This window comes from Dactylosporangium sp. NPDC050588 (assembly GCF_040654975.1).
GTDB classification, from domain to species: domain Bacteria; phylum Actinomycetota; class Actinomycetes; order Mycobacteriales; family Micromonosporaceae; genus Dactylosporangium; species Dactylosporangium maewongense.
Genome location: NZ_JBFAJA010000001.1, coordinates 187953 through 207671 on the forward strand (window position 1 = coordinate 187953; position 19719 = coordinate 207671).

Genomic DNA, 19719 nt, shown 5'->3' on the forward strand with positions numbered 1-19719 from the left:
CACGCGGTACGCTGGTCGTACACATGAATGCGACGCCTCTGGAGGCTGATCGTGCAGAGTTCGAACCCGGTGCTCAACCGCCTGGGTCAGGCGGCGAGGCAGGAGCGCTCGCAGCTGACGCCCCCGGGCTTCGGGTATCCCCAGTCCGGCTATGGGGTGCCGCAGCCCCCGGCCGCCACGCGGGCGATGACCATGGACGACGTCGTCGTCCGCACCGTCGCCCTGCTGGCGATCACCGGCATCTTCGGTGCGGTGTCGTGGGTGCTGCTGCCGGCCGGCGGCGCCATCACCGCGATCGCGACCATCGGCTCGCTCATCGCGGGCCTGGTCCTCGGCCTGGTCATCTCGTTCGCGCGGGTGACCAACCCGGCCGTCATCATGGCCTACGCGGCGCTGCAGGGCGTGCTGCTCGGCCTGGTCAGCCGCTGGTATGAGGGTGCCTACAGCGGCATCGTCATCCAGGCGGTCATCGGCACGTTCGGCATCTTCGCGATCATGGCGGTGCTCTACAAGCTGCAGATCGTGCGGGCCACGCCCCGCTTCACGAAGATGGTCATCGGCGCGCTCATCGGCGTCGTGGTGCTGAGCCTGGCCAACTACCTGTTCTACCTCTTCGACATCAACCTGGGCCTGCGCGAGTACAGCCTGGACGGCAAGGTCGGCTGGCTGCCGATCGTCTTCAGCCTCGTGATCATCGTCGTCGGCGCGCTCACGTTCGTCCTCGACTTCGACGCTGTCGAGCAGGGCGTCCGGTATGGACTGCCGGAGAAGTACGCGTGGTACTGCTCGTTCGGCATCCTGGTCGGCCTGATCTTCCTGTACTGGGAGATCCTGCGCATGCTCAGCTACCTGCGACGCTGATGAGTGCCGACGACCCGCTCACCGCGACGGTGGGCAGGCTGGTCGGCCAGGTCGGACACTGGACGCCGCCCCGGTGGGCGGCGTCCAGCGTGTCCGGGGTCCCGCGCGGCGACGCGGTGCACGAGCTGATCCAGTGGCTCGCCGACCGCTGCGCCGACGCCGAGGGCCGGCCGCGCCTGCCGGTGCCGCGGCTCGACAACGATCTCGCGCTGCCCGACCAGCTGCGGGTGGTGGCGGCGGACCTGGCCCGCTTCGGCGGCCCCGCCCTGGTGGACGAGGCCGCTGAGATGGTGAAGGCCGTGCGCGGCCAGCTCTGACGGCGCCGCGCGTTCGGCGGCGGTCCGCTCTCTGGTGGGCGACCTCGGCGAAGGTCAGGCGGGTGCGTGGACGGTTCTGACGGCCCGCGCCGTGCGGGGTTCGGCGCTCCGGCCGCGATGGTCAAGGCCTGCGCGTGGGCGGTTCTGACGGCCCGCGCTGTGCGGGGTTCGGCGCTCCGGCCGCGATGGTCAAGGCCTGCGCGTGGGCGGTTCTGACGGCCCGCGCTGTGCGGGGTTCGGCGCTCCGGTCGCGATGGTCAAGGCCTGCGCGTGGGCGGTTCTGACGGCCTGCGTCTCGGCGGCCCCGCCCTTGGTGGGACGAGGCCGCCGACGAGGTGAAGGCCGTGCGCGGACAGCTCTGACGCCTGCCGTCTCAGTGAGGCTGTGATGTCCGCGCCCGGCTGACGCGACCCTACCTACGACAGGCGCTCGATGACCATGGCCATGCCCTGGCCGCCGCCGACGCACATCGTCTCCAGGCCGATGGACTTGTCGTGCCAGTTCAGCGAGTTGATCAGCGTGCCGGTGATGCGGGCGCCGGTCATGCCGAACGGGTGGCCGACGGCGATGGCGCCGCCGTTGACGTTGAGCTTCTCGATCGGGATGCCCAGCTGGCGGTACGACGGGATCACCTGCGCGGCGAAGGCCTCGTTGATCTCGACGAGGTCGACGTCGTCGATGGTCATCCCGGCCCGCTTCAGGGCGCTGCGGGAGGCCTCGACCGGGCCGATGCCCATGATCTCCGGCGACATGGCGGTCACGCCGGTCGACAGGATGCGCGCGAGGGGCGTGATGCCCAGCTCGCGGGCCTTGACGTCGCTCATGATGACGACCGCGGCGGCGCCGTCGTTGAGCGGGCAGCAGTTGCCGGCGGTGACCCGGCCGTCGGGGCGGAACACGGGCTTCAGACCGGCCACGCCCTCCAGGGTCACCCCGGCGCGGGGGCCGTCATCGGTCGAGACGACCGTGCCGTCGGGGGCGGTCACCGGGGTGATCTCGCGGGCCCAGAAGCCGTTCTTGATCGCTTCCTCGGCCAGGTTCTGCGACCGGACGCCGAACTCGTCCATGTCGGCCCTGGTGACGCCTTCGAGCTCGGCGAGGTTCTCGGCGGTCTGGCCCATCGCGACGTAGATGTCGGGCAGGGCGCCGTCCTCGCGCGGGTCGTGCCACGGCTCGCCGCCGCCCTCGGCGCGCTTGGTGGTGCGCGCGTACGCGTCGGCGAAGGCCGGATTCTGCCAGGGGCCGCCGACCGCAGCCTGCGCCTCGGTGGGCAGGCCGTCGGAGTTGCCGCGGGCGAAGCGCGACACGCACTCCACGCCGGCGGAGATGAACACGTCGCCCTCGCCGGCCTTGATCGCGTGGAACGCCATCCGGGTCGTCTGCAGCGACGACGCGCAGTAGCGGGTGGTGGTGGCGCCCGGCAGGTGGTCGAACCCGAGCAGCGTGCTGACCACGCGGGCCATGTTGAAGCCCTGCTCGCCGCCGGGCAGGCCGCAGCCGAGGTACAGGTCTTCGATGTCCCGCGGGTCGAGCTCGGGCACCTTGGCGAGCGCGGCGCGCACGATGGTCGCGGCGAGGTCGTCGGGGCGGAATTCGCGCAGCGATCCCTTGGCGGCACGGCCGATCGGGGACCGGGCGGTGGCGACGATGACAGCTTCCGGCATACCACCGACGCTACTGCAGGGTAATCAACCCCTGCGAGCACCTGTGAGAAATCTGCAGACTTAGTGCATCTTCAGTGCAGGAAACCGCGGACCGCGGCGGCCTCCTCGACGGCGGGGAGGAGGGCGTGGGCCCAGACGCGGTAGCCGTCGGCGGACGGGTGGAAGCCGTCGTGGCACAGCGTGCCCGCGTCGGCACGGAAGACGGCGCCGGTGCGGGCGGCCAGGTCGACCACCACCGCGCCGGCCGCGCTCGCGGCCTCGGCCTGCTGCTTCGCCACCCTGCGGCTGCGCCAGCCGAGCAGCTGCCGCAGCGGGGGCGCGAAGGCGCGCAGCGCGCCGAAGTCGGGGCAGGTGCCGACGACGACCGGGATGCCGGCGTCGCGCAGGCGGCGGCAGGCCGAGCCGAGGTGCTCGGCGGCGTCGGAGCCGCGGCCGAGGTGGGTGACGTCGTTGGTGCCGACGAGGATGACCGTCACGTCGGGGGCGGGGCCGACCAGCGCCCGCGCCACCTGCGTGGCCAGGTCGGAGGAGCGGGAGCCGGCCACGGCGACGCTGGACAGCTCCACCCGCCGGCCGACGGCGCCCTCGCTGGTGCCCTCCGACAGCAGCGCCGCGAGCTGGCCGCCGACGGTGTCGGCGACGCGGTCGACGCCGACGCCGAGCGCGGTCGCGTCGCCGAGCAGGACCAGCCGCATCGGCGGCTTGCCGGCGGCGCCGACGGAGGAGCGCATCGCCAGGCGCATGTCGGGCTTCGCGTAGGACCGGGCGCGGGCGGCCATCGCCTGCGCGGCGAGGACCGCGGCGCCGCCGACCGTGCCGGCGATCACGGTGACCGTGGCCATCCGCGCCAGTCGCTTGATCGTGATCATGCCGACTCCATCGTGGTCATGTGGACTCCTGCGGGGAGCGGTCCGGCACCGCCGAGGCGGTCTCGGGTGCCTGTGCGGGCTCGCGCGCCGCCTGCTGCGGCAGCCTGTGCCAGACCCGGCGGCGCAGCTGCGCCCAGCGGCCCGCCGGGCCGCGCTCCTTGCCGGCCACCTGGGCCGCGCTGACCTCGGTGCCGGGGCGCTGGGCGGCCTCGGCCGCGGCGCGCGGCAGGGACCGCACGCCCTCGCCCGCCCGCAGCGACGCGGTCAGCGGCGCCGCCACCTCGGGCTCGGTCAGCGCCGCGACCACGGTCGGCAGGACCGCCTGCGCCGCCGCGAGGTAACCGGCGCCGGAGGGGTGGAAGCGGTCGAAGCTGAACATCCGGTCCGGCTCCGCGTAGAACAGCTCGCCGAGCAGGTCACCCAGCGACACGGTCCGCCCGCCGGCCTCGACTACCGCGATCGTCTGCGCCGTCGCCATCTGCCGGCTCCAGTGCCGCGCCAGCCAGCGCAGCGGCGGCTGGATCGGCCGGATCGTGCCCAGGTCGGGGCAGGTGCCGACGACGACCTGGATGCCCGCGGCCCGCAGCCGGCGGACCGCGTCGACCAGGTGCCGCACCGCGAGGGACACGCTGACCCGGTGGGTGACGTCGTTGCCGCCGATGCAGATCACGGCCACGTCGGGGCGGTGCCGCAGCGCCACGTCCACCTGCGGCGGCAGCCCCCGCGACTCGCAGCCGACGACGGCGAGGCAGCGCATCCACACGGGCCGCCGCTGCTGCTCCGCCAGCCCGGCCGCGACCGCCGCGGCGAAGGTCTCGCTGGGCACCTCCGCGCCATACCCCGCGGCGGAGGAGTCACCGAGCACGACCAGGCGGATCGGCTCGCCGCCGAAGTGGGCGCCGTAGGTGCCGTCGGCGCGCGGGGGAGGGCTCACGACCTGGGGGATGACCCGCCGGGCCAGCAGCGCCTGTCCGACGACCACGCCGTAGAACAGCGCGCCGGCGCCGGCGATGCCGCCGCTGCCGAGCGCCGCCGCCGTGGCGATCCGCCGCACCTGCTGTGACCGTAGCCTCAACGCCCCCATCGCCTTCCCGCCTCCCGCCACTCAACGCCCTGGCGAGGCTAACCCCCGGTCCACAAGTATCCGCTCTCTCAAGTAAAGATCCCGATCGTCCTCATCCCGACCGATCACGACGTGGGCCGCTGCCGTGCGTGATCATCCCTGCCCAGGTGGTCCCCTCCGATTGCCCGGGGGGAACGGCCGGCCAAGCGTCCGCGCCCGCGCGGGGACGGTCGAGATCCATCCGTCATTCTTACCGCGCGCCGTCCGTGACAGACACCGTTACATTCATAGCCAGAGGAGAGAGGGCGGCGATCATGGCGGACAGCGCGCTGCGACGGCGGTTGGCGTGGACGGCCCTGCTGAGGGTCTTCAAGCCCGGCACGCCCGGGCTCGGCAAGCGGCTCAGCGCCATCCCGCGGATGGTGAAGGCGACGGTCAAGGGCGAATACGACGGCGGCACCCGCCTGGCGCTGCTCGCCGCCTCGGCCGTCTACATCGTGTCTCCGATCGACGCCGTGCCGGAGCTGTTCCTGCTGGTGCTCGGCGTCGTCGACGACCTGGCGATGGCGACCTACTTCGCCGGTGCGCTGCTGGACGAGCTGGAGCGCTTCCTGGAGTGGGAGAAGCAGCGCGACACCGTGATTCCGGGGCACGTCGTCAAGTAGCCGATTCCGGCGCTATACGCTGGCCGTGTGCGCTATTACGACAACGTCGTCGAATTGGTGGGCAACACGCCCCTTGTCCGGCTCCGCAACGTGACGGACGGGATCTCCGCCACCGTCCTGGCCAAGGTCGAATACCTCAACCCCGGCGGCAGCGTGAAGGACCGCATCGCGCTGCGCATGGTCGAGGAGGCCGAGAAGGCCGGCCTGCTCAAGGCCGGCGGCACCATCGTCGAGCCGACCAGCGGCAACACCGGGGTCGGGCTCGCCCTGGTCGCGCAGCTGCGCGGGTACCGGTGCGTCTTCGTCTGCCCCGACAAGGTCAGCGAGGACAAGCAGAACGTCCTGCGGGCCTACGGCGCTGAGGTCGTCGTGTGCCCGACCGCCGTCGCGCCCGAGGACCCCCGCTCCTACTACAACGTCTCCGACCGGCTGGCCCGGGAGATCCCCGGCGCGTGGAAGCCCGACCAGTACGCCAACCCGGCCAACCCCCGCTCCCACTACGAGACCACCGGCCCCGAGGTCTGGGAGCAGACAGCCGGCAAGGTGACACACTTCGTCGCCGGCGTCGGCACCGGCGGCACGATCTCCGGCGTCGGCCGCTACCTCAAGGAGGTCTCCGGCGGCACGGTCCGCATCGTCGGCGCCGACCCCGAGGGCTCCGTCTACTCCGGTGGCACCGGGCGGCCGTACCTCGTGGAGGGCGTGGGCGAGGACTTCTGGCCCACGACGTACGACCGCGACGTCTGCGACGAGATCGTCGAGGTGTCCGACAAGGACTCCTTCGACCTGACCCGCCGCCTGGCCCGCGAGGAAGGCCTGCTCGTCGGCGGCTCCTGCGGCATGGCCGTCGCCGCGGCGCTGAAGGTCGCCCGCGAGGCCGGCCCGGACGACGTCGTGGTCGTCCTGCTGCCCGACGGCGGCCGCGGCTACCTCAGCAAGATCTTCAACGACGACTGGATGGCCCGCTACGGCTTCCTCCGTACCGCCGCCGAACTGCCGACCGTCGCCGACGTCCTGGTCGGCAAGGACGGGCACCTGCCGCAGATGGTCCACGTGCACCCCAACGAGACCGTCCGCGACGCCATCGACTACATGCGTGAGTACGCCGTCTCCCAGCTCCCCGTCCTCAAGGCCGAGCCCCCGGTCGTGACCGGCGAGGTCGCCGGCTCGATCGCGGAGCGTGACCTGCTGGACGCGCTCTTCACCGGCCAGGCCCACCTCCACGACATCGTGGAGAAGCACATGGGCGACCCGCTGCCGATGATCGGCGGCGGCCAGCCCGTCAGCGAGGCCGTGGCACTGCTGGAGAAGGCCGACGCCGCGGTCGTCCTGATCGACGGCAAGCCCGCCGGCGTCATCACCAGGCAGGACCTCCTAGCCCACCTGCGCTGACCCCACCCACCCCGCCCCACCTGCTGGGCAGCGCTCAGGCGTTGGTCAATGCCCAGATATACGGCTTTTCGCTCGTAGGCGTTGCGCGACCCGCCCGGTTCAAGTCCCCGAACCGAGGATAGTTCGCGCAACGTCTATGGGCGGTTGGACTGGAAGCTGTCGCGGTTGGTGAGCGTAGGGTCCGCTTCCGCGGGTCTGCGTGGGTGGGCTTGCTTGCGCGGACCTGCGTGGGTGGGTCTGCGTAGGCGGGTCTTCTGCGTAGGTGGATCTGATTTGCGCCGTTCTAGCAGGCGGCGGGGCCCGGGTTGCCTGCTGGCAGCGCGCAGACGTTGGTCAATGCCCCGATGTGCGGCTTTCGTCCCATAGAAGGTGCGCGATCCACCCGCAGATTGATCTCTGAATCGGGGGTAGGTCGCGCAACGTCTATGAACGGGTGGGGCCGGAAACCGCTGCGGTCGGTGAGCGCGGGTCCGCCTGCGCCGGTTTGCCAAGCGGCGGGACCTCGGGTTGCCCGCCGGTGGCGCAGACGTTGGTCAATGCCCGGATGTGCGGCTTTCGTCCCATGGGCGGTGCGCGATCCACCCCAGCTCAAGTCGCCCGGTGGATCGAGGCTTGATCGTGCGACGGCTGTGGATGGGGTGGGCCGGCACCTGTCGCGAGGGATGCCGGGCGGAGTGGTGGAGGCGCGGGGTCAGCGCAGCGGCTCGGGGACGGCCACCACGTCGACCAGGGCGGCCTTGCGCAAGACGGTGATCTGCAGGCGCTGGCCGATGGCGGGACCCAGCATGAGGCGCTGCACGTCCTGGACGCCGACGATCGGGCGGCCGCCCGCGGAGAGGACCACGTCGCCCACGTAGAGGCCGGCCAGGCCCGCCGGGCTGCCCGGCACGACCTCGACGAGCCGGAGGCCCTTGCGCTGCCCGACCCGGTCGGCGAGCGGCTGGGGGAGCGCGACGGGCGTGCCGGCCACGCCGAGCCAGGCACGGCGCACCTTCCCCGTGGCCATGAGCTCGGACATGATCAGGCGGGTCGTGCCGTTGACCGGCACGGCCAGGCCGAGCCCGATCCCGGCGACGGCCGTGTTGATGCCGACGACCTTGCCGGAGGCGTCGGCCAGGGCGCCGCCGGAGTTGCCCGGGTTGAGCGCGGCGTCGGTCTGCACGACGTCGTCGATGAGGCGGACGTGCCGGCCGTCGCGGACGGGCAGCGAGCGGCCGAGCGCGCTGACGACGCCGGCGGTGACGGAGCCGGCCAGGCCGAGCGGGTTGCCGACGGCGACGACGAGCTGGCCGATGCGCAGGTCGTCGGCGTTGCCGAGGGTCGCCGGTGGCACGCCCGTCTCGTGGATGCGCAGCACGGCCAGGTCGGCGAGCGGGTCGGCGCCGACGACGTCGAACCTGCTGCTGACCCCGTTGGTGAACTCGGCGAGCCCGCCGTCGGCGCCCGCCACGACGTGGGCGCTGGTCAGCACGAAGCCGTCGGGGGTGTAGACGACCGCCGAGCCGGAATGGCCGCGGACGCTGAGGCTGGCGACGCTCGGCAGGAGGGCCGCCGCCACACCGGAGACGACCCTGCTGTACGTGTCGAGCGCGTCGGATTCGGGGTCCATGCCGCACGCAACGCCGCGCGGCACACATCCATGCCCGGTTAGGCCGACAGCGAAATGCCCCGTCAGGTCGACAGCGAGATCGCGGGCAGCTCGAACCAGCGGAGTGCCTCGAAGTTGGCGGAGACGACGCCGTCGGGCTGCTCGACCTGTGAGACCTGCGCGGCCTCGGCGACGATGAGCGCCGCCTCGTCCAGGTAGCCGGCCAGCGCCGACTCGGGCGCGCGCTCGTGCCTGGAGGGCCAGCGCAACTCGCCGTCGGCGTCGTAGTGCAGCTCCGAGAGGCGCAGCGGCGGCTCGACCAGGCCGTCCCTGTGCTTCCAGAGTCCGGTGTACGGGTCGAAGCGGTACTGCGGCAGCAGCGCCCAGCCGTTGGTGGCGACGAAGTGGACGGCGTCGACGATGTAGCGCAGCACAGCGTCGGAGATGAAGTAGTTGAAGGACACCCGGACCCAGCCGGGTTTGATGCCCTCGCAGCCGGCGATGATCTCCTGCTCGAAGCGCTGCGAGCGCTCGATGTCGATGCCGAGGAGGCGGTGGCCGTACGGGCCGGCGCAGGAGCAACCGCCCCGCGACTGGATCCCGAAGAGGTCGTTGAGCAGCGACACCACGAAGTTGTGGTGCAGGTAGCGACCGCCGGGCCGCTTCACCACGAACGACACGATCGACAGCCGCGACGCGTCCAGGTTGCCGAGGATCTCGATGTTGGGGTTGGTCTTCCACGACGTGATCGCCTCGCGCAGGAAGCGTTCCTCGAGGTCGCGGATGGTGTCGGTGCCGACGGCCTGCTTGAGCTGGAAGACCAGGCCGGCCCGGATGGACTCGACGATCGCCGGGGTGCCGCCCTCCTCGCGGTGCGCGGCGTCGGCGATGTAGTGGTGGTCGGTCGGGTTGACGTAGTCGACGGTGCCGCCGCCGGGCACGGTGGGCACGCGGTTGCGCAGCACCTCGCGCCGCACGACGAGGACGCCGGGCGTCCCGGGCCCGCCGGCGAACTTGTGCGGCGAGATGAAGGCCGCGTCCTTGTACTGGCCGGGGCCGGGACCGTACATGGCGACGTCCACGTAGGGCGCGGCGGCGGCGAAGTCCCAGAAGGAGAGCGCGCCGTGCTCGTGCAGCAGCGCCGAGATCGCGTGGGTGTCGCTGACGATCCCGGTGACGTTGGACGCCGCGGAGAAGGAGCCGATCTTCAGCGGCCGGTCGGCGTGCCGCTCGAGCTCGGCCCGCAGGCGCGACAGGTCGATGTGCCCGTTGTGATCCTCGGGGATGACGACGACGTCCGCGATGGACTCCCGCCACGGCAGCTCGTTGGAGTGGTGCTCGAACGGGCCGATGAACACCACGGGCCGGTCGGCGGGCGGGATGTGCGCCGTCAGGTCGTAGCGGTCGTCGAGCCCGGCCGGCACCCGCAGCCCCAGGATGTGCACCATCTTGTCGATCGCGGCGGTCGAGCCGGACCCGGTGAAGATGACCACGGTCTCGGCGTCGCCGCCGACGGCGTCGTTGACGATCTGGCGGGCGTCCTCCCGCAGGCGGGTCGTCTGCAGGCCGGTGCCGGAGGACTCGGTGTGGGTGTTCGCGTACCGCGGCAGCACCTCGTCACGGATGAACCGCTCGATGAAGTCCAGCGCCCGTCCTGACGCGGTGTAGTCGGCGTAGGTCACGCGGCGTGCGCCATACGGCCCCCACATCACCTGGTCGTCACCGATCACGGCGTCGCGGATGCGCTGCAGCAGGGGGCTCTCCATGGCCGCCATTATCCGCTCCGCCACGCCGTCCCCTTTCGAGTGGTCGCACGGGAATCGCACAGGCTGTCCGCCCACGCGTGCAGCCCGATTGTTTAACGTTTCGTCCGGAGGTTCTCAGGGAGCCTCAAGAGTTTGGGGGTAGGGAAGTTGGTCAGTGTTGACCAGTCCGAGCCAACAGACGTCGTCGACCGTCTGCTGTGGCGCGACGCCACGCAGATCCTGAGCCGGCACAACGGGTCGGACGGTGACGGACAGTGCATCTGGTGCGGGCGGGAGTGGCCGTGCGCGCCTCGCCGGCTCGCCGAGAACGCCGAGGCCGCCTCGCGGCGGCCGTGGAACGAGGCCTGGACCGCCCGGCACGACCTCTACAGCCTGAGGACGATGCCCGACTGGCGGATCGACCTCGGCGCCCCGCAGCGTTCCAGGGGCGGCTGGCACCGCGCCGGCGGCAACCGGGGAACCTTTCTCTAGCACGATCGTTGATCTGAGCGGTGACTTCGGCGCTCCCGCCATGGCCGTGGTCACCGCGACACAAAGACCCGCTCGGACACGGTTGCCGGCATGCCTCCGCCGGCTCCGAACGCCTCCGGCCAGGCGTCCTCCCCAGGGATCGGGCGGGTCTACCCGGCAGGCGAGGGCACACCTTTCGTGGTTCCCCCGCATATATCGCGATGGTGTGCCCTCGCCTGCCAAAACCCCAGCAAACCGGAACGGCCCGGTCTCCACGATGTGGAGGCCGGGCCGTTGCCGTGGGTCACTCGGCGACGAACGAGAACACCGAGTTGGCGGTGTGGATGTTCGAGCCGGCGGGAGCGACGACCTTCACCGGGCACACGCCGGAGAAGTTGCCGGTCCCGAGGCCGGCCGGGTCGTCGGCGAGGCCGCTGGTCGGCGTCTTGACGGTGATCGAGGTGCCGGCCGTGTTCAGCACGAAGTTGGTGCCGGCGACGCCGCAGAAGTTGACGCCGGTGGCGCCGGTGAAGGTGCCGGTCAGCGTCACGCTGGTGGCAGTGTTGATCTTGCCGATGTTCGGCGTCATGGCGGTCAGCACCGGCACCGTGACGACGCTGGTGCCGAGGTCGGTGGCGCTCCACGTCTTGGTGACGCCGTTGTGGGTGATCGACAGGTTGCCGTTGGTCATGCCGGCGGCGGTCTTGCCGGTGAACCAGTTGCCGTTCTCGGTCGTGCCGGACGGGGCCGTGGTCATCTGCGTGCCGTCGGTCTTCTTCCAGACCTTGACCTCGGACAGCGGCTTGCCGCCGAGCGAGGCGCTCAGGACGCCGCTGGCCCCGCTGAACGTGAAGTCGTTGTCTGCCTTGACGCGGATGGTCTGGCCGCCGGTCGAGAGGAACTGCTGGATCTGGTCCGCGGACTGCAGCGCGCTGCTCAGGTCGGTGATGACCGGGGTGGTGGTGTCGAGCTTCGGGGGCGCGATGAAGACCAGGCCGGACAGCGCCTTGGTGAGGGTGCCGCCGCTGTTGGCGAAGTTGATCGCGATCGTCTCGGAGGCGACGCCGGACGTCGGCGCGCAGCCGCCGGTGGGCGTCTTGGTCGCGATCTGGGTCGTCCCGGTCACTATGTAGAAGTCGAGGCCCTGGCAGTCGGCGTCGGCGCCGAGGTCGACGCTCTCCACCGAGTTCTCGTCGAGGGTCGCGCCGGTCAGGCCGACCACGTTGATGATGACCACCTGCTTGTCGGTGTCCGCGGCGACCTTGCCGCCGGCGGGCGAGGCGATGGTGATCGAGGTGGCGGCGGGGGCGGCGTAGGCCGTCATCGGCGTGGCGATCAGCGCCGCCGCGCTGAGCAGCGTTGCCGCGGCCGTGCCCGCACCGGCCGCTCTGGCGAAGCGGGATTGCACGAATGACATTGAGCAGGGTCCTCTCAAGCTGAACGGCTGACTGGGATGCTCACTCAACGTAACAGCATGAATGCCGTCAGTAGTGAGAATCCTTCAGGAATGCGACGGCGGCCCGGAGTCGGGAGTGCACTCCGGGCCGCCCTGATCGCGTGGTGGGTCAGTTCATCGCCATGAGGTAATCGGCGACGGTGAAGGTGGAACCGCTGGAGATGATCGTCTGCGTGTAGCCGGCGGTGAGCTGCGCGCCCACGGCGCCGTTGCTGACGACCGTCACGGTGTAGGTGCCGTTCGGGAGCGGGATGCCGGAGTGCAGCGTCAGGGTCGGCGTCAGTGCCGTCGCGGTGGCCGCGTTCGACAGCGTCGGCACGCCGGCGCTGACGCTCACGATCCTGGTGCCGTTCGGGATGCCCGCGCCGCTGATCGACCGGCCGACGTCACCGGCGTTGAAGGCGGAGAGCGTCGAGGTGCTGAGCGTGTTCGAGCCACTGGTGGTCGCGGCGTCGGTGATGACCCGGTTCGTGTTCAGGGTCATCGCGGTCACCGCGCCCGTGGTGTTCTTCGACAGCGTCACGTGCGTCGGGTCGGTGTACGACAGGATGCTGGTGCCGGTCGGGATGCCCGTGCCGGTCACCGCCATGCCGACGTCCGAGGACGAGAAGATGCACGCGGTGGTGGTGGCCGAGCCGACCACGGCCGCCGAGCCCGAGGCGACGGTGCAGCCGCTGAGCGCCCGGGTGGAGTTCGCCCCGGCGAAGCCGGTGCCGGCCGTGTACAGCGTGCAGATGAGCTCGGTGTCGTCCACGACCGTGACGTCGAGGCACTCCGCGACCTGCGGGTTGGTCTTGACCGTGGGCGTCGTGCCGGCGGCCGGGTTGTAGACGCCGCGGACCAGGTAGACGTGCGACTTGGCGTTGTCCGGCGTCAGGCCGCCGGAGGAGTTGCCGCTGAAGTCGAGCGCGGAGAAGCCGACGCCGGTGATGTCGAGGTCGGTGCCGCCCGTCTTCGTGTTCGGCGAGTTCTTCGGCATGACCGTGATGCCGTTGGTGTAGGTGAACACGCTCGGCTTGGTGACCGTGCCACCCGTGGTGGTCAGCGACAGCGCGAACGGGCCGCCGGCGGAGTGCGCCGGGACGATCGCGGTGAAGGACAGGTTGTCGCCGGCGACCACGATGCCGGTCAGCGGCAGGCCGCCGAGCGTCGCGGTCATGCCGACGCCGCCGGTCGGGATGTTCGTGCCCGTCACGGTGATCGTCGTGCCGCCCTCGGCGGGGCCGGTGATCGGCGTCACGGTCGAGATCGTGGGGACGGGTCCGACGGTGTACACGACACCGGTGCCGGCGAGCAGCGGGCTGCTGCCCGTGTTGCCGCTGTAGGCGCAGATGTACCAGTCGGCCGTCGTGAAGCCGCCGGCGTTGACCACGCCCGTCGGGACGGTGATCGACAGCTTCTTGCTCAGCGTCCCGCCGGTCGACAGGACCTTCACGTTGGCCGCGGGCGCCGCCACGACGGTGGCGCTGGTGTTCGCGTAGGTCGTCGTGCAGCCGCTGTTCTTCTGGAACTCGACGTACACCGAGCCGGCCGTGAAGAGCGGGGCGATCGACGTCGCGGTGATGGTGTTGCCACCGCCGGTCGGGCCGGAGGTCGCGCTCGGGACGAGGTTGCCGTTGAGGGTGTACGTCACGGTGGCCGTGGCGTTCAGCAGCGAGTCGTCGGATCCCTTGTAGGCGCAGACGTAGTAGTCGGCCGAGATCTGCGAGGGGGTGGCCAGCAGCGTGAGGGTCGTCGGGACCTTGACCTTCAGCGAGGTGGCGGAGGTGACCGTGATGTCGGCCGGCAGCACCTGGACGACGCCGCCGGTCTGGGTGGTGGCGTTCGACGCGGTGATCGGGCCGACGGCCCGCGCGGGATCGTCACAGCCCGTGTTCGAGCCGGTGCCCTTGTACTGGAACTGCACGTAGGTCGTGTTGTCGAACGTGGCGGCGGCGTCGGTCACCGTGATCTCGGTCCCGACCGGGCCGGCGGTCGGCGCGATCGTCGTTGCCGCGTAGCTCGGCGTCCCGGTGGCCACCAGGCCGGCCGCGACAAGCGCCAGGACGGCACCTATGCGCGCCGTGAAGGCCCCACGCTTCTTGATCTTGACTTGCACTGTGTCGTCTCCTCCGTCAGACCGCGGGATGGGAGCAATCGATGAGCACGGATCACCTAGGCCAGGGACACTCATGCCGAATCGTCACTCAAAGTATCAGGAGGGTTGCTGAAGGTAGTCGCAAACTCGAAGGTTGCTCACACTTCGCGCACAAGGAAACGGGCGCCCCGAAGCCGGGGCGCCCGTTGTCGCGGAAAGGTCAGAGCGTTGGCAGCGAGCCCACGCCGATCGGGCACGTCATGCCGTTCGGCCCGTGGTTGCAGTAGCCGTACGGGTTCTTCACGTCCGACAGGTACTGCTGGTGGTAGTCCTCGGCGTAGTAGAACGGGCCGGCCGGGCCGATCTCGGTGGTGATCTCGTCCTTGCCGGCGGCCCGGACCACCGGGGCGAACGCCTCCCGCGAGGCGGCCGCGGCCGTGGCCTGCGCCGGCGTGGTCGTGTAGATCGCCGAGCGGTACTGGGTGCCGACGTCGTTGCCCTGGCGCATGCCCTGGGTCGGGTCGTGGTTCTCCCAGAACGCCTTCAGCAGCGTCTCATAGGAGACCTTCAGCGGGTCGTACACGACCTGGACGGCCTCGGTGTGACCGGTCCGGCCGGAGCACGTCTCCTCGTAGGTCGGGTTGGCGGTGAACCCGCCCTGGTAGCCGACGGCGGTGGAGTGGACGCCGGGGATGCGCCAGAAGATGCGCTCCACACCCCAGAAACAGCCCATGCCGAAGTACGCGACCTCCAGGCCCAGCGGCCAGGGCCCGCGCAGCGGGGTGCCGAGCACGGTGTGGGTCGCCGCGACCGGCATCTCGGTGTCGCGGCCGGCGAGCGCGGTGTCGGCGGTGGGCAGGTCGAGCGGCTTACGGATCCACGGGAACACGATCAGCTCCTTACAAAGCTCGTGGGCTCAAGTTTGCCTCGCGACAGGCCCGTCCGCCTTATCAGGTCATTACGGCTGCGACCCGGCGAGCGGATTGTGCCGACCCGTGACTCGGCTCACCCCGTCCCGCACTATGGTCGGTCCATGACGCACGGCTTCGAGACCCTCGCCATCCACGCCGGCCAGGAGCCGGACCCCGCCACAGGAGCGGTGGTCCCGCCGATCTTCCAGACCAGCACGTACGCGCAGGACGCGGTGGGCCACCCCCGACGCGGCTACGAGTACAGCAGGACCCAGAACCCGACCCGCGACGCGCTGCAGGAGTGCCTCGCCGCGATCGAGGGCGGCCGCCGGGCCCTCGCCTTCGCCTCCGGCCTCGCCGCCGAGGACACGCTGCTGCGCACGGTGTGCGTGCCCGGCGACCACGTGGTCATCCCCGACGACGCCTATGGCGGCACCTACCGGCTCTTCTCGAAGGTCGCGCAGCGGTGGGGCCTGGACTACACGCCGGCGTCGATCCACAGCGTCGACGCGGTCCGCGACGCGATCACCGACCGCACGAAGATCGTCTGGCTGGAGACCCCGACCAACCCGCTGCTCGGCATCGCCGACATCGCCGCGCTCGCCCAGGTCGCCCACGACCGCGGCGCGCTGCTGGTGGTGGACAACACGTTCGCCTCGCCGTACCTGCAGCAGCCGCTGCACCTGGGCGCCGACATCGTCGTGCACTCCACCACGAAGTACATCGGCGGGCACTCCGACGTCGTCGGCGGCGCCCTCGTCGGCAGCGACGACGAGCTGCTGGACCGCCTCGCCTTCCACCAGAACGCGATGGGCGCCGTCTGCGGCCCGTTCGACGCGTGGCTGACCATGCGCGGCATCAAGACCCTCGGCGTGCGCATGGACCGGCACTGCGACAACGCGGAGAAGGTCGTCGAGTTCCTGTCCAGGAACAAGGCGGTGCGCCAGGTCCTGTACCCGGGGCTGCCCGACCACCACGGCCACGAGGTCGCGGCCAAGCAGATGCGGCGCTTCGGCGGCATGGTGAGCTTCCGGGCCGCCGGCGGCGAGGAGGCCGCCGTGGAGATCTGCAACCGGGCGAAGCTGTTCGTGCTGGGCGAGTCGCTCGGCGGCGTCGAGTCGCTGATCGAGCACCCCGGCCGCATGACCCACGCCAGCGCGGCCGGCTCGCCGCTGGAGGTCCCCGGCGACCTCGTCCGGCTGTCCGTCGGCATCGAGACGATCGACGATCTTCTCGCGGACCTGGAGCAAGCCCTCGCTCGTTGAGACACTGAACGCCCATCGGCCGGAAGGTGTCTCACCATGCTGCACCGCTCCACCACCTGGGTCGGCATCACCGCGCGGGAGATCGCCCGCGCGGTGCGCCGCGGTGACACGTCAGCGACGGAGGTCGTCGCCGACCACCTCGACTCGATCCGCGCCTACGACCGGATCGTCGGCGCGTTCCGGCAGGTCCGGGCCGGCGAGGCGATCGCCGAGGCGGAGATCGTCGACGACCAGCCGGAGCTGCGCAACCTGCCCCTGGCCGGTGTGCCGATCGCGGTGAAGGAGAACATCGCGGTCACCGGCCTGCCCACGTGGAACGGCTCGGCGGCCGCCCGTGGGCCCGTCGCCGAGCACGACCACGAGGTCGTCCGGCGGCTGCGCGGCGCGGGCGCCGTCGTCGTCGGCGTGACGAAGATGCCGGAGCTCGGCATCTGGGGGATCACCGACGACGCGGACGGCGTCACCCGCAACCCGTGGCGCACCGACCGGACCCCCGGCGGCTCGTCGGGCGGGTCGGCCGCCGCGGTCGCCGCCGGCCTGGTGCCGATCGCGCACGGCAACGACGGGCTCGGCTCGATCCGGATCCCGGCCGCCTGCTGCGGGCTCGTCGGCCTCAAGCCCGGCCGGGGCGTCGTCCCCGCCGGCATCGGCGCCAACGACTGGCACGGGCTCGCCGAGAACGGCATCCTCGCGACCACCGTCGGCGACGCGTCGCTGGGCTTCTCGGTCATCGCCGGCCGTACCCCCGAAGCGCTGCGGACGCCGGGGAAGCTGCGGATCGCCGTGTCGTCGCGCAGCCCCGCCACCGGCGTGTTCCCCGACGCGGGCGCCCGCAAGGGGCTCAGCGACGCCGTCCGCCTGCTGCTCGGCCTCGGCCATGACGCGGTGCGCGCCGACCCCACCTATCCGCCGGCGCTCGCCGCGAAGGTCCTCGCCACCTGGTTCGCCGGCGCGGCCGGCGACGCCGCAGAGCTGGACGTGTCGCGGCTGCAGCCGCGCACCCGCCGGCACGTGGCGCTCGGCGAGCGGGCGCTGCGCCGCGGCCTGGTCAAGCCCGCCGACCGGGACGAGTGGCGGGAGCGCTGCCGCAACTGGTTCCTGGCCGGCGGCCACGACGTGCTCGTCACCCCGGCCCTCGCGACCGCCCCGCCGCGCGCCGTGCGCTGGTCGGAGCGTTCCTGGTCGGCGAACATGCTGGTCAACACCCGCTACGCGCCCTACAGCGCGCCGTGGAACTTCGCCGGCTTCCCCGCGATCGTGATCCCGGTCGGTGTCCGGGCCGACGGGCTGCCGGCCGCGGTCCAGTTCGTCGGGCCGCCCGGCTCCGAGCTGCTGCTGCTCGCCCTCGCCGGCCAGGTCGAGCAGGCCGCGCCGTGGCGGCGGCACGCGCCGGGCTGGCCCCGCGTCGCGGCGCGGCGTTAGGGCGGGCGATGCGGCGGATCAGGGCGATCTCCGGCTGGGCGACCGCGGCGATGCTCGCGGTCGCCGGGGCGGCCCTCACCCACCTGTGCGTGGCGTTCCTGCCCCTCGTCGACATCTGGGCCGCGCACCGCCCCGGCACCGACGCCGCGGCGGTGCGCCTCGGCGGCTGGGCCGCCCTCGCCGTCGCGGTGCTGACCGCCTGGATCGCGTTCGCCGGCTGGGCCGGCCGGGCCCGGTCGAACCTCGCGGCGTTCGGCATCCGTGCCACGTCCGCGGTGCCGCTCATGGACGTCGCCGTCGGCAGCGTGGGCCGGTCACCGCTGCTGCGCCGCAGGATGACGGTGCTCACCTGGTTGTGGTGGCTCGGCCTGCTGCTCACGGTGACCGCCGTCGGCGTCGCCGTCCTGGCCGGCCTCGACAACCTGCGGGAGATCGACGACGTCCGGGAGCGGGTCGCCGCCGGCGGGACCGTCGACCGGGCGCTCGTGTCGCACCTGTTCGGCCGGCAGCTGCTGCTGCGCCTGCCCGGCGCGGCGCTCGGCATCGCCGCCGCGGTCGTCGCGCTGATCCTCATCGCCCGCGTGACCAGCGCGCAGTACGGCCGCGTCGCCCGCCTCCGCGGATCCCTCGTGCCACCGGCGACCCTGCGGGCGCTGCGCTCCACGAACGAGGACTGGACGGTGGTGCTGCCGGTCGCGGTCGGTGGCACGATCAGGGAATGACGGAACCTTCCTCGGGACTCGTGACGCTCGCCGACATCGAGGCGGCACGCGACCTGTTGTCCGGCGTGATCCGCCGGACCCCGGTCGAGCCCAGCCGGCCGCTCACCGCGAAGCTCGGCGGCCCTGCCTGGCTCAAGTGCGAGAACCTGCAACGGGCCGGATCGTTCAAGGTCCGCGGCGCGTACGTGCGGATCGCCCGGCTCAGTGCGGACGAACGCCGCCGCGGGGTGGTCGCCGCCAGCGCCGGCAACCACGCCCAGGGGGTCGCCCTCGCGGCCGGCCTGCTCGGCACCACCAGCACCGTCTTCATGCCCATCGGCGCGCCGCTGCCGAAGATCGCCGCCACCAAGAACTACGGCGCCGCGGTCCAGTTCGCCGGCGGCACCGTCGACGAGGCGCTCGTCGCCGCGCAGGAGTTCGCGGACCGCACCGGCGCGGTGCTGATTCACCCCTTCGACCACCCCGACATCATCGCCGGGCAGGGCACCCTCGGCCTGGAGCTGCTCGAGCAGCTGCCCGACGTGCGGACCATCGTCACCGGCATCGGCGGCGGCGGCCTCATCTCCGGCCTCGCCGTCGCGGTCAAGGCGCTGCGCCCCGACGTGCGCATCATCGGCGTGCAGGCGGCGGGCGCGGCGGCCTTCCCCGAGTCGCTGCGCGCCGGCCGCCCGGTCCGCCTGGCCGCGCTCGGCACGATCGCCGACGGCATCGCGGTCGGCCGCCCCGGTGATCTCACGTTCGCCCACGTCAGCAAGCTCGTCGACGAGGTCGTCACAGTCACCGACGAGGACATCTCCCGGGCGCTGCTCATGCTCCTGGAACGCGGCAAGACCGTCGTCGAGCCCGCCGGCAGCGTCGGCGTCGCGGCCCTGCTCGCCGGCGCCGTCGAGGTCGAGACCCCCACCGCCGCGGTCCTCTCCGGCGGCAACATCGACCCGATGCTCATGCTCCGGGTGATCGAGCACGGCCTCGCCGCCGCCGGCCGCTACCTGGCCTTCACCGTCCGCTGCGGCGACCGCCCCGGCCACCTGGCGAAGATCCTCTCCCAGATCGCCGAGCACGGCGCCAACGTCGTCGACGTCGCCCACCGCCGCCAGGACCCGCGCCTGCAGCTCGGCGAGGTCGAGATCCACCTGTCGGTCGAGACCCGCGGCTCAGAACACTCCGACCGGCTGGTCAATGCTCTCCGTTCGGCCGGATACACGGTGACCTTCGGCGCGTAGAAGATCCT

At 71.8% G+C, this 19719-nt stretch carries 17 protein-coding genes; 9 read left to right on the forward strand and 8 right to left on the reverse strand.

The genetic code is table 11. The features are described 5' to 3' along the window. Positions 1-51 precede the first annotated feature (51 nt). Positions 52-861, forward strand: a complete 810-nt coding sequence (locus AB0I21_RS00895; RefSeq protein WP_360558032.1) for a Bax inhibitor-1/YccA family protein — start codon at positions 52-54, stop codon at positions 859-861. Next, entirely contained in the window at positions 861-1178 is a 318-nt protein-coding gene (locus AB0I21_RS00900) for a hypothetical protein (RefSeq protein ID WP_360558034.1), read from the forward strand. The genes AB0I21_RS00895 and AB0I21_RS00900 overlap by 1 nt, the downstream gene beginning before the upstream one ends. Positions 1179-1594: 416 nt before the next feature. On the opposite strand, the gene AB0I21_RS00905 is transcribed toward AB0I21_RS00900, so the two are convergent. The 3 genes from AB0I21_RS00905 to AB0I21_RS00915 all read right to left on the reverse strand — a co-directional run bounded on the left by AB0I21_RS00905 (position 1595) and on the right by AB0I21_RS00915 (position 4795). Continuing rightward, positions 1595-2842, reverse strand: coding sequence for an acetyl-CoA C-acetyltransferase (locus AB0I21_RS00905; protein ID WP_344501720.1), 1248 nt, complete (start codon positions 2840-2842; stop codon positions 1595-1597). Between the two features lie 71 nt (positions 2843-2913). Then, positions 2914-3711, reverse strand: coding sequence for an SGNH/GDSL hydrolase family protein (locus AB0I21_RS00910; RefSeq protein ID WP_360558035.1), 798 nt, complete (start codon positions 3709-3711; stop codon positions 2914-2916). A gap of 16 nt (positions 3712-3727) precedes the next feature. Beyond that, a complete protein-coding gene (locus AB0I21_RS00915) occupies positions 3728-4795 on the reverse strand; it encodes a GDSL-type esterase/lipase family protein (protein ID WP_360558036.1) in 1068 nt (355 codons plus the stop codon). A gap of 293 nt (positions 4796-5088) precedes the next feature. On the opposite strand from AB0I21_RS00915, the gene AB0I21_RS00920 reads away from it, so the two are divergent. Further along, positions 5089-5439, forward strand: a complete 351-nt coding sequence (locus AB0I21_RS00920) for a DUF1232 domain-containing protein (protein WP_360558038.1) — start codon at positions 5089-5091, stop codon at positions 5437-5439. A 27-nt stretch (positions 5440-5466) separates the two neighbouring features. Further along, positions 5467-6831, forward strand: coding sequence for a cystathionine beta-synthase (locus AB0I21_RS00925; protein WP_360558040.1), 1365 nt, complete (start codon positions 5467-5469; stop codon positions 6829-6831). A gap of 691 nt (positions 6832-7522) precedes the next feature. On the opposite strand, the gene AB0I21_RS00930 is transcribed toward AB0I21_RS00925, so the two are convergent. Beyond that, complete coding sequence (locus AB0I21_RS00930) at positions 7523-8440, reverse strand: trypsin-like peptidase domain-containing protein (protein WP_360558042.1); 918 nt, start codon at positions 8438-8440, stop codon at positions 7523-7525. A gap of 62 nt (positions 8441-8502) precedes the next feature. Then, positions 8503-10185, reverse strand: coding sequence for an aminotransferase class V-fold PLP-dependent enzyme (locus tag AB0I21_RS00935; protein WP_360558043.1), 1683 nt, complete (start codon positions 10183-10185; stop codon positions 8503-8505). Positions 10186-10332: 147 nt separating this feature from the next. Here AB0I21_RS00935 and AB0I21_RS00940 point away from each other — a divergent pair, with 147 nt between their 5' ends. Next, on the forward strand, positions 10333-10656 hold the full coding sequence (locus AB0I21_RS00940; RefSeq protein ID WP_344501713.1) for a hypothetical protein: 324 nt from the start codon (positions 10333-10335) through the stop codon (positions 10654-10656). Between the two features lie 283 nt (positions 10657-10939). Here the strand turns inward: AB0I21_RS00940 and AB0I21_RS00945 are convergent, their stop codons facing one another. The 3 genes from AB0I21_RS00945 to msrA all read right to left on the reverse strand — a co-directional run bounded on the left by AB0I21_RS00945 (position 10940) and on the right by msrA (position 14985). After that, positions 10940-12052: a hypothetical protein gene (locus AB0I21_RS00945; RefSeq protein ID WP_360558045.1), complete on the reverse strand. Its 1113-nt coding sequence runs from the start codon at positions 12050-12052 to the stop codon at positions 10940-10942. Positions 12053-12200: 148 nt separating this feature from the next. Continuing rightward, positions 12201-14189 carry an IPT/TIG domain-containing protein gene (locus AB0I21_RS00950; RefSeq protein ID WP_360558047.1) on the reverse strand — a complete coding sequence of 663 codons (1989 nt, stop codon included), beginning with the start codon at positions 14187-14189 and terminating at the stop codon, positions 12201-12203. A 199-nt stretch (positions 14190-14388) separates the two neighbouring features. Further along, positions 14389-14985, reverse strand: coding sequence for a peptide-methionine (S)-S-oxide reductase MsrA (gene msrA / locus AB0I21_RS00955; protein WP_360558122.1), 597 nt, complete (start codon positions 14983-14985; stop codon positions 14389-14391). Between the two features lie 216 nt (positions 14986-15201). Here msrA and AB0I21_RS00960 point away from each other — a divergent pair, with 216 nt between their 5' ends. From AB0I21_RS00960 to ilvA, 4 genes are read left to right on the forward strand one after another with little or no spacing between them, the layout of a single operon-like run. Next, entirely contained in the window at positions 15202-16344 is a 1143-nt protein-coding gene (locus tag AB0I21_RS00960) for a cystathionine gamma-synthase (RefSeq protein ID WP_344501710.1), read from the forward strand. Positions 16345-16380: 36 nt separating this feature from the next. Then, positions 16381-17766, forward strand: a complete 1386-nt coding sequence (locus AB0I21_RS00965; RefSeq protein ID WP_360558048.1) for an amidase family protein — start codon at positions 16381-16383, stop codon at positions 17764-17766. 8 nt (positions 17767-17774) lie between these two features. Continuing rightward, complete coding sequence (locus tag AB0I21_RS00970) at positions 17775-18488, forward strand: hypothetical protein (RefSeq protein ID WP_360558049.1); 714 nt, start codon at positions 17775-17777, stop codon at positions 18486-18488. Next, a complete protein-coding gene (ilvA, locus tag AB0I21_RS00975) occupies positions 18485-19711 on the forward strand; it encodes a threonine ammonia-lyase (protein ID WP_360558050.1) in 1227 nt (408 codons plus the stop codon). The genes AB0I21_RS00970 and ilvA overlap by 4 nt, the downstream gene beginning before the upstream one ends. Positions 19712-19719: the final 8 nt, after the last annotated feature.

Bases quoted from the DNA above. Each gene is read 5' to 3' on its own strand.
- AB0I21_RS00945 (WP_360558045.1), bottom strand. From the start codon at position 12,052: ATGTCATTCGTGCAATCCCGCTTCGCCAGAGCGGCCGGTGCGGGCACG.
- ilvA (WP_360558050.1), top strand. From the start codon at position 18,485: ATGACGGAACCTTCCTCGGGACTCGTGACGCTCGCCGACATCGAGGCG.
- AB0I21_RS00910 (WP_360558035.1), bottom strand. From the start codon at position 3,711: ATGATCACGATCAAGCGACTGGCGCGGATGGCCACGGTCACCGTGATC.
- AB0I21_RS00920 (WP_360558038.1), top strand. From the start codon at position 5,089: ATGGCGGACAGCGCGCTGCGACGGCGGTTGGCGTGGACGGCCCTGCTG.
- AB0I21_RS00930 (WP_360558042.1), bottom strand. From the start codon at position 8,440: ATGGACCCCGAATCCGACGCGCTCGACACGTACAGCAGGGTCGTCTCC.
- AB0I21_RS00900 (WP_360558034.1), top strand. From the start codon at position 861: ATGAGTGCCGACGACCCGCTCACCGCGACGGTGGGCAGGCTGGTCGGC.
- AB0I21_RS00905 (WP_344501720.1), bottom strand. From the start codon at position 2,842: ATGCCGGAAGCTGTCATCGTCGCCACCGCCCGGTCCCCGATCGGCCGT.
- AB0I21_RS00960 (WP_344501710.1), top strand. From the start codon at position 15,202: ATGACGCACGGCTTCGAGACCCTCGCCATCCACGCCGGCCAGGAGCCG.
- msrA (WP_360558122.1), bottom strand. From the start codon at position 14,985: ATGCCGGTCGCGGCGACCCACACCGTGCTCGGCACCCCGCTGCGCGGG.
- AB0I21_RS00915 (WP_360558036.1), bottom strand. From the start codon at position 4,795: ATGGGGGCGTTGAGGCTACGGTCACAGCAGGTGCGGCGGATCGCCACG.
- AB0I21_RS00970 (WP_360558049.1), top strand. From the start codon at position 17,775: ATGCGGCGGATCAGGGCGATCTCCGGCTGGGCGACCGCGGCGATGCTC.
- AB0I21_RS00935 (WP_360558043.1), bottom strand. From the start codon at position 10,185: ATGGAGAGCCCCCTGCTGCAGCGCATCCGCGACGCCGTGATCGGTGAC.
- AB0I21_RS00965 (WP_360558048.1), top strand. From the start codon at position 16,381: ATGCTGCACCGCTCCACCACCTGGGTCGGCATCACCGCGCGGGAGATC.